This window comes from Lysinibacillus sp. FJAT-14745 (assembly GCF_001275675.1).
Taxonomy (GTDB): domain Bacteria; phylum Bacillota; class Bacilli; order Bacillales_A; family Planococcaceae; genus Lysinibacillus.
In genome coordinates, this window is the sequence record NZ_LITM01000002.1 from 417,062 (window position 1) to 426,470 (window position 9,409).

General features: G+C 36.9%; 7 protein-coding genes. All 7 read right to left on the minus strand.

The genetic code is table 11. The annotated features are described in order from the left end of the window. Window positions 1–478 precede the first annotated feature (478 nt). Window positions 479–1,603 (minus strand): conserved virulence factor C family protein, encoded by a 1,125-nt coding sequence (locus AMS59_RS03475; protein ID WP_053482365.1) that lies wholly within the window; start codon window positions 1,601–1,603, stop codon window positions 479–481. Window positions 1,604–1,615: 12 nt separating this feature from the next. Next, complete coding sequence (locus AMS59_RS03480; protein ID WP_053482366.1) at window positions 1,616–3,502, minus strand: ABC-F family ATP-binding cassette domain-containing protein; 1,887 nt, start codon at window positions 3,500–3,502, stop codon at window positions 1,616–1,618. A gap of 228 nt (window positions 3,503–3,730) precedes the next feature. Beyond that, window positions 3,731–5,155 carry an anion permease gene (locus tag AMS59_RS03485; protein ID WP_053482367.1) on the minus strand — a complete coding sequence of 475 codons (1,425 nt, stop codon included), beginning with the start codon at window positions 5,153–5,155 and terminating at the stop codon, window positions 3,731–3,733. A gap of 596 nt (window positions 5,156–5,751) precedes the next feature. After that, a complete protein-coding gene (locus AMS59_RS03490) occupies window positions 5,752–6,366 on the minus strand; it encodes an HD domain-containing protein (RefSeq protein ID WP_053482368.1) in 615 nt (204 codons plus the stop codon). A gap of 886 nt (window positions 6,367–7,252) precedes the next feature. Beyond that, the gene (locus tag AMS59_RS03495; RefSeq protein ID WP_053482369.1) at window positions 7,253–7,456 is read right to left on the minus strand and encodes a hypothetical protein; all 204 of its coding nucleotides are present in this window, start codon (window positions 7,454–7,456) and stop codon (window positions 7,253–7,255) included. Window positions 7,457–7,583: 127 nt separating this feature from the next. Next, window positions 7,584–7,898, minus strand: a complete 315-nt coding sequence (locus tag AMS59_RS03500; protein WP_053482370.1) for a hypothetical protein — start codon at window positions 7,896–7,898, stop codon at window positions 7,584–7,586. Continuing rightward, window positions 7,885–8,889, minus strand: coding sequence for an Rpn family recombination-promoting nuclease/putative transposase (locus AMS59_RS03505; protein WP_053482371.1), 1,005 nt, complete (start codon window positions 8,887–8,889; stop codon window positions 7,885–7,887). The genes AMS59_RS03500 and AMS59_RS03505 overlap by 14 nt, the downstream gene beginning before the upstream one ends. Window positions 8,890–9,409: the final 520 nt, after the last annotated feature.

Sequence of the window (9,409 nt, forward strand, 5' to 3'; positions counted from 1 at the left end):
CATGACATAGGTTTTATCAAAATGTCATCTCATCTTTCGGCGATGAAAAAGTAAATAGCTTTTAGTTATGAAAGGATCAAATTAAAGGTGTAATGACGGGGATGTTTATATAGCAACAAGTTTTCAAAATATTGTGCTCTGACATTATAAGATTTAAGACTAATTGAAACTTCCTAAAGAAATTCAGCCGTGCAAGCAGATTTCCCTATCATCATTTTGCAGCAGGACAAGGTGACAAGATACACTTGCACAAGGGAAAAAGTGTATCTTTATTCATTAATGTATACAAATTCGAAACAACAAGTAGTTTTATCATTTATCAGAGCTTGATAGTTTCATTGGAACATTAGTAGAGAATTTTACTTTTCACCAAAAGCAACAATAAAGAAAACCAGCGTCTCTGTTGAACTACATTCATAGCAGAGAGCTGGTTTATTTCTTTTATCCCCATTAACGGGTCACTGATTAAAGTTTCAATTTATTGCTGGCGAGATTCTGTCATTTGCTTCCAAACAGAACCTTTTGCTTCCTCACCCTGTTCGATGCGGGCAATCGCCATTTTTACTTGTAGCTTCACTTCAAACTCTTTATCTTCTGCAGCAGCCTTTAATGCTGCTAATGAGTTCTCAGTGCCTACCTCATATAAGTACATAGCTGCACGCCAACGAACAAGTTTGTTTTTATCCTGTAATGCTTGCTGCATCGCATCTTCAAATTCCACGAAGCCAAGATCACTCATACAATCTCCTGCAGTTCGACGGACCGCTGCACTTTTGTCCTGCAATGCCTTTTCTAAATAGGGCACGACTGCCACATCTTCAAGCATTCCTAAATAAACGGTTGCCAGTCGACGGATAGACATTTGCTCATCTTGTAACGCCAAATCTAAAAGTGGTAAATCATCTAGCTCCGGATCTGCCATTTGGTCAAGCAGTTGGAAACGTTTTTCCCATTCTGGTTGCTTAAACTGTTCAACAGTAATTTTTAGCTTAGCTGGCTTCTCAATAGTTTTCTCAGAATCATTAATCATTGCGACTATCTCTGCTAGACGTTCGTCAGAATATGTGACATTGATTTCCTCTTTTACTACTTCCGCAATTTCCTCAAGTTCTCCATAACGTACGCCATAGTCAATCCACTTACGTTGGAAAATATAATTTTCATCAACTGCTGTCTCAAGAATTTTATTGAAAGCTTCCACAAAGCGCTCACCACAGCTTGCACGGTGCTCACGTTGATTATCAAATACCTTTACTTGAAGTGGTACTTGCTTATAAAACTGCACATGAACGTACACTTCACCATAAAACTCATTGGCTATTTGTGTTGTGTTTACTTCATGTACATCTTCTCCTAACACTTGACGAATGCTTGCTAAAATACCTTCCCATGCATACTTTGCGTTACGCTCAACAGCGAAGAAATCTGCTACATGATAAACACCTTTAACACCTTCGATTGCTAAAATTGCTGCTGCTTCACCAGTTGCTTCATCTTTATTATCCTTTGTAAAATTATAGCTTTTGCCAAAAGGTAACTCTGTATCAACGACAATCTTCATAGAATTAGGGCTTGGTGTCGGTTCAATTGTAATAATCTTCATGTCTATCGCTCCTTATCCATTTACGATTTCATCTAAATATGACCATCTTTCAATAAGGTGTTCATATTGTGCATTTAGCTCATCTAGCTTCGCCGTTAAATCTTGTAGCTTTGTAAAATCAGCACCAGCGTTGGCAATACCTTCTTCTGTCTCCATAATCGCTGTTTCCGTCTTTTCTATGTCATCAGCGATCGTTTCCCATTCTTTCTGCTCTTTAAAGGATAATTTTTTCTTGTCCGATTTAGGCTTTTCGGTCTTAGTTTTTTCGACTTTTGGCGCCTCTACCTTTACAGCGGCTTCCTGTTCACGCTTTTGTAAATATTCACTGTAAATATCAAGCGTCTCATCAACATGCCCAAGACCATCTAATATCCACAACTTTTTCGCAATTCGATCTAAGAAAAAGCGATCATGGGATATCGTTATAACGACTCCAGGGAAATGCTCAATGAAATCCTCAAGCACACCTAATGTTTCAATATCCAAATCATTTGTAGGCTCATCTAGTAACAGTACGTTTGGTTGCTCCATTAATAATCGTAATAAATGCAGACGTTTACGCTCACCACCCGATAATTTACCGATAGGTGTACCGTGTGCATGAAGTGGGAATAAGAAACGCTCCAGCATTTGAGCAGCAGAATAACGTACACCCTCTGCATCTGTAATATCATTTGAAGCTTCGCGGATATACTCAACCATACGCTCATTTTCATTCATTTTTGGTAAAGTTTGTTTGAAATGCGCTAACTTCACTGTCGAACCAACAAGAATTTCACCAGCATCAGGTGTCAGTTCTCCTGCTAGCATGTTCAATAATGTTGATTTTCCTACACCATTAGCTCCGATAATACCGATACGATCGCCCTGCTGTAGTAAAAATGAAAAGTTTTCAAGGATTTTTTGATGGCCAAAAGCCTTTGAAATATTTTCAGCCTCTAAAACCTTCCGACCAAGACGAGTTGTTGCTAGGCCAATTTCAAGAGAAACATCCTCAGATTTACGCTCCAAGTTATCTTCTAACTGCTCGAAGCGCTGAATACGTGCCTTTTGCTTCGTAGAACGCGCTTTCGCTCCACGACGAATCCATTTCAATTCTGAGCGATAGCGGTTACGGTCTTTTTGTGCAGAGGCTGCTTTCATTTCCTCACGAATAGCACGTGCTTCTAAATAATCCCCATAATTCCCAGTATGTCGGTATAATGTTTGATCAGCTAGCTCGTAAATATGAGTAGACAGCTCATCTAAGAAATAACGATCATGGGTAATAAATATTACTGCTCCCTTTAATCGCAACACCATTTCCTGCAGCCACTCCGTTGACTGCACATCTAAATGGTTGGTAGGCTCGTCCAATAAATAAAGATCTGCCGGCTCAATTAATACTTTAGCTAAAGCAACGCGCTTTTGCTGACCACCTGACAGTGTTAATACTTCTTTATCAAACATTTCAATGCCAAACTTCGTAAGTGCTGTCTTAGCGAGTGCATTGACATCCCATGCCTGCTCCTCATCCATACGATGTTGCAAGCTAAATAACGTTTTTTGTAAACTTTCTGAAGTCGGATTTAATGCAAGTGCAGCAACCGTTTCCTCATATTCACGATTAAGTTTTAAAATAGGTGAATCCCCTGCAAACACTGCCTGTAACACCGTTTCACCACTTTTAAAAGTTGGCTCCTGTGGTAAATAAGCAACACGATATTTATTTGGACGGTCTACATTTATTGCATCCGCTTCGATTTCACCAGCTAAAATAGAAAGCAATGTGGATTTACCAGTACCATTAATACCAATTAGTCCAGCTCGCTCCCCTTCATAAATCGTAAATTCAATATTTTGAAAGAGCGTTTTATCGCCCACTGTTTTCGTTAAATTTTGTACTATTAAATGACTCATTACACTTGTCCATCTCTTTCATTAGGTGTTGTTTTGTGTCCTACTACTTTTAATATGTAGTTTATTATTGATATCCATTTTTATCATAACACCAAATGACAGGTAAACAAAGGACAACAAACTCAGCTTGGCTTTCCTCCATTAACTGCAAAATGAAGAAGAGTTAAAAATCTCAAAAAAAATATCCAGATAGAAAAAATTTCTATCCGGATACAGAAGTTATTTATTTCACCAATAACCAAGAAGCTTCCACCATAGTCCTCCTACTACAACAAAAATCAGGATGGTAACAATGGAAACGACAAACCCAACTGTCCACCATTTTTTTTGATCAATATAACCTGCACCAAAGAAGACTGGTGCTGGACCAGAACCATAATGAGTAGTGGCGCCAAATAAATTACTAAATGCCGCTAATAATATTGCTGCCAACATGGCAGGTGCTCCTGCCTGCAACATAACAGATAAAAATGCTGCATACATCGCACTAATATGAGCAGTGGAACTCGCAAAGAAATAATGAGAATAGAAATAGACTAATGCTAAGATTAATACAGCCCATATCCAGCTATACCCAGATACAAGTCCACCAACTTCATTACTAAACCACGGAATCAACCCTAGTTTGTTCATAAAAGATGCCATCATAAATAGCGTTGCAAACCAGATTAGTGTATCCCATGCTCCTTCTTCCTTTTTGATATCTGCCCACGTTAATACATCTAACAATAACAGCAATGAAAGACCTATAAGAGCTGCTGTAGTAGCACTAATGCCTAAGTAGTCTCCGCCAATCCATAACGACAACACAGCTACAAATACTACAATCATTCGTTTTTCAGAACTTTTCAGAGGACCAAATTCCTCCAGCTTCTGTTTAGCGATAGCTGCTGCCTCTGGTGTTTCCTTAATTTGAGGTGGATAAATTTTATAAATAACATAAGGAACAACGATTAAAGCTGTTAACCCAGGGACAATCATGGCTACTGCCCAACCAAACCAAGTAATAGTTACTCCAGCTGAATCACTTGCTAGCTTAACAATTAAAGGATTCGCTGCCATGGCTGTCATAAACATAGCAGACGTTATTAAATTCCCTTGAAAGCCTACCTTTAAAAGAAAGGCACCCATCTTACGCTCTGTCCCATCTTCTGGTTTAGATCCGAAAGTATGAGATAATGACTGGATGATTGGGAATATAACACCACCCGCACGAGCTGTATTACTAGGAATAGCTGGCGCTAATATTAGGTCACTCGCTAATAAAGAGTAAGACAGACTCAACGTTTTTTTCCCAAAAAGACGAACAAATACATAGGCAATTCGTTCCCCTAGTCCCGTTTTAATAAATCCACGAGAAATAAAGAAGGCAATAACAATTAGCCAAATCGTTGAATTGCCAAAACCACTTAATGTTTCTTCAATAGTTAATGTATTCGTTATGGCAATCATAGCCATAGCAATAAAGGATATAGCTCCCATTGGCAACGGTTTCGATATAAACCCTATAATTGTCGCAACAAAAATAGCGAACAGATGCCATGCTTTTTCATCTACTCCTGAAGGCACTGGACAAAACCAGATAGCTACGCCAACAGCAAGGGTAATGAAGAAAGGAATCCACTTGACTGTGCTTTTTGTTTCTTCTTTCATGATGTTAAAACTCCTTTGATGGTTACCCCAATGTATTTTAAAAGGATATTTCTCCCACAATCTAATATTTGAGTGAAATATAGACCTAATTCAAGATCCCCATTGTCGAAAAAACATAAGTAATTATATATGCTTCATGTAATGGATGAAAAGAGTTTTGGCTCATTTTTTTTAAAAAAATCGAATAAAAATTAGAAATATCGCCATTTTATATTAAATTTCTTGTTAAAAAATTTTGACAATATCAAATTCATTGAAGCTAGCATGTGCCAGATCCACTGAAAAGATACCCATTTTGTATCAATTATGCCTCGGTATAATTGCGTTCGGAGGCTTTAACTTCAATGTGAGAATCAATCCCCGCATTTCAGACAATAAAAAGTGAAATCACCCGGTAATAAAGTAGAGGTATGGTTTCACGGTGATGGTACAATTCCAGTCTAAAATCGTGCTCGCGCGGTAGCCAAAAAATTAAAGTAAAAAAACTTACATGATTTTTTATTCACTCTCCTTCCGAAGTAAATGAATCTAAAAAAATAATCCGTTGTCTTTTGAAATAGACAACAGATTATTTTTTAGTAACGTGTGGCGCGTAATTACTTACCTATTTCATTTTGTAATTGCTCTAAAAACTGTACCATAAATTGATGACGTTCTTCAGCCATTTGCTTGCCCTTGTCTGTAATCATTAATTCCTTCAGCAATAATAATTTCTCATAAAAATGGGTAACTGAGGATGTATTTTTACGACGATACTCCTCCTCTGTCATATCCGTACGTGCATTCTCTTCCTTATCGTAAAGCTTTCGACCCTTAGCCCCACCATAAGCAAATGTGCGGGCAATACCGATTGCCCCTATCGCATCTAAGCGATCTGCATCTCGCACTATTTTTGCCTCGAGAGAAGTTGCTTCTAGCTCATTACCACCATTAAACGATACTTGTGCGATGCAATCTCGAATATGTTGCTTTTTCTCCTCGCTTAAAGATAGCTTGGCAATTAACTTATTTTCTTGCTCCTTGCTATCGGTATACTTTTTATCACTCACATCATGCAATAGCACAGCAATTTTCACGACTTCTGCATCAGCTTCCGACTCTGTTTGTAATATCGCTAACGCATTTTGATAAACACGTTCAATATGTTGAAAATCATGACTAGCATCAAATTGTTCATAAATTTCTCGTACTTCGTCCATTAAATTGTTCATATACTTTGTTCAGTCCCTTCATATTTATTATACTGCATTACTTCGATTAGTTAATAATTTTGTAACCTCTTGACTCAACAAGGAAAGTTGTTTTTAATTGACTAATTTTTCTGAATATTGTATGATGAATATACAGAACAACTAGCTTTGTTCTGTAAGCTCACTATTTCAGTGGTGTACAAGAACTATGTTTTGACAAATTTAACAACTTCAGCGGGATTACAATTGAATATTGTGTTGAAAGATGACGTGCTTATAGAGTAAAGTAATCATCTAAAAAAACAAATAAAAGTGAACACTTTCCCTTAGAAATTCTTTGTTTTAACCCGCATAGTGAATGTACATGACGAAATAAGTGAACAAACATTTAGCCTGTTTTCACGACCAAGAAGGCTTTGATCAAATGTCGCAAACGTGTGATATTTTTATCATTAATTGATGTTACCTTCTTCTATTCATTATCTTGAATATGTGTGAACGTAACTCCTCCCATTAGTGGCAAATAGTACACCATTTCCTGCCAACATATGCGAAAAGCTGAATCATCAGCGTCGTGCAAACAAAACTAGAGAATTCTTTTTTAGGCAACATTTTTTCCGAATTTTATTTAAGCCGTAAATGAAGTATTAAGTTATGAAGGAAGTAGGAACGATAGTTATGTTATGTAATACCAACCCGCTGAAGAAAAAGTAAAAGCTGCCCATCTTATTTATTGTAGATGATGGCAGCTTTTATTGATTCTTCAATTTCCATTTTAAAGACATATATTTCCTATCTCCCTTTTTCCTGCTTCTTGCTATTCTCCATATGCCTTCTAAGACATACCTAAGGAAAAAAATTATTCTGAACACGGGAGATTTTAGAGACAAGACAAGCCTTGTTAACCTTATCGTAATTTATCATCATGATTTTGAATTAGCCTTTCTTTGATTTCTTCAATACGCTCAACAGATAAGTCTGTTATTTTACAAATAAAATCAATATCCATACCATTCGCTAAAAGTTTGTTAGCAGTTTCTTCTTTTACTTCTATTTTGCCTTCCCTTTTCACTTTTTCCCTTCCTATTTCTATTCCCAGTTGCTCTGCCATATGCTTTACATCCTCTAACTTGGCAGCTTCATCAAGGATATACTTTAAGCGTGATAGATAGGCAATTACTTCTTCCTACGATAAGCTTAGCTCTTCCCAAGTAGCGATAGCCTTTTCAACTTTTTCGTTATTTATCTTCATGACTTTGATTTAGCTTTTCTTTGATTTCTTCAATACGCTCCGTAGATAAGCCTGTTATTTTACGAATAAAATCAATATCCATACCATTCGCTAAAAGTTTGTTAGCAACATCTTCCTTCACTATTTCTCTTCCTTTTTCTACCCCTTTTTGCTCTACCATATACTTCACATCCTCTAGCTTGGCAGCTTCATCGAGGATATACTTTAAGCGTGATAGATAGGCAATTACTTCTTCCTGCGATAAGCTTAGCTCTTCCCAAGTAGCGATAGCCTTTTCAACTTTTTCGTTATTTATCTTCATGACTTTGATTTAGCCTTTCTTTGATTTCTTCAATACGCTCCGTAGATAAGCCTGTTATTTTACGAATAAAATCAATATCCATACCATTCGCTAAAAGTTTGTTAGCAGTTTCTTCTTTTTCTTTTTCTACACCTTTTTCTATTCCTTTTTCTATTCCTTTTTCTATTCCTTTTTCTATTCCTTTTTGCTCTGCCATATGCTTTACGTCCTCTAACTTTGCCTCTTCATCAAGGATATATTTTAAGCGAGACTGATAGGCAATAACATCTTCCTGTGATAAACTTAGATCTTCCCATACATTAAATGCCTTTAATAAATGTTCGTCCTTCATCGCTAGTTCCTCCATTTCACGATAAATTTTTTCATAGACTTTTTTCTTTCGTGCATCGACCATTCCTAGTAACAATAACCAGCGTGCTAAAATATCATCCAGTGGCTTAAGAACTCCCCTATGCCATTGTTCAAGGAATTTATTCATTTCAATAAAGTGCACTTCCAAAGCATCCTCCTGTATAACTAATCGCTTTAATGTTTTATCCTCATGTAAATGGAAGGTACTGTGATAATATGCACTTTGAGGAAATACCGTGAAATTACATATATTAATGGTAATCGTCGGTAGCAATTTATGATAACCCATACCCTTTTGCAATTGTGATGTATACAGTTGAGCCCAGTAAAATAATGTACGCTTAAACATATCGTGCTGATTAGACAATTGAATTTCAATATTAATCATTTGCTGATCCTGCGTTTTCACAACAATATCTAATCTTGACTGCTTATCATCCTTGTATTCGCCACCAACTTCTTGTTTCATAAAAGCCACTTCTTGGATGGTATCTCGACCAGTTCGATTTAAAATCGCATTAAGAAAAACAATGGTTATATGTTTATTTTTTTCACTACCAAACATTTGCTTAAATGCATAGTCTACTTTCAAATCCATCAATTTAGTTAGCGAAATCCTCCGTAATTCCTTTTCACTCACAACTATCACCTCCTTTTATTCATTCAATTATGCCTCGGCATAACTGCGTCCGGAATCGACTTTGTGCCTAGGCCTGCAAATGTTTTTTGCGCGAAAGCGAAGCGACAGCAACAGATGTTTTTTGTGCGAAAGCGAAGCGACAGCAACAACATGATGTTGGTCACTCAGTCTTTGCCACAGGACTTGCCGTTCTTAGACTGAGTTCCTCCATTTCAGCGGATGTTTGGACACCCGCTGAAAGAAGTTAAAAATTCGGTCATAATTCTTTATTTCATATTATTTTAACATGCTTCATTAATAGGTCCAAACTTCAAACATGTCATACACAATGCTACTGTCGAAGTATTAATTTATAAAGGGAATTGGAACAAAAAGCCGCTTTTGAAACAGGAAAAGCTACCCATCTTAATTTTAAATAAAGGAGCTTTTATTTAAACTGCTTACAATTTATGGCTCATCACCAAAATCCGGGGATGACAAAATCAATGACCTGTTTCCAAACGTAAACGGAGGAAAAGAT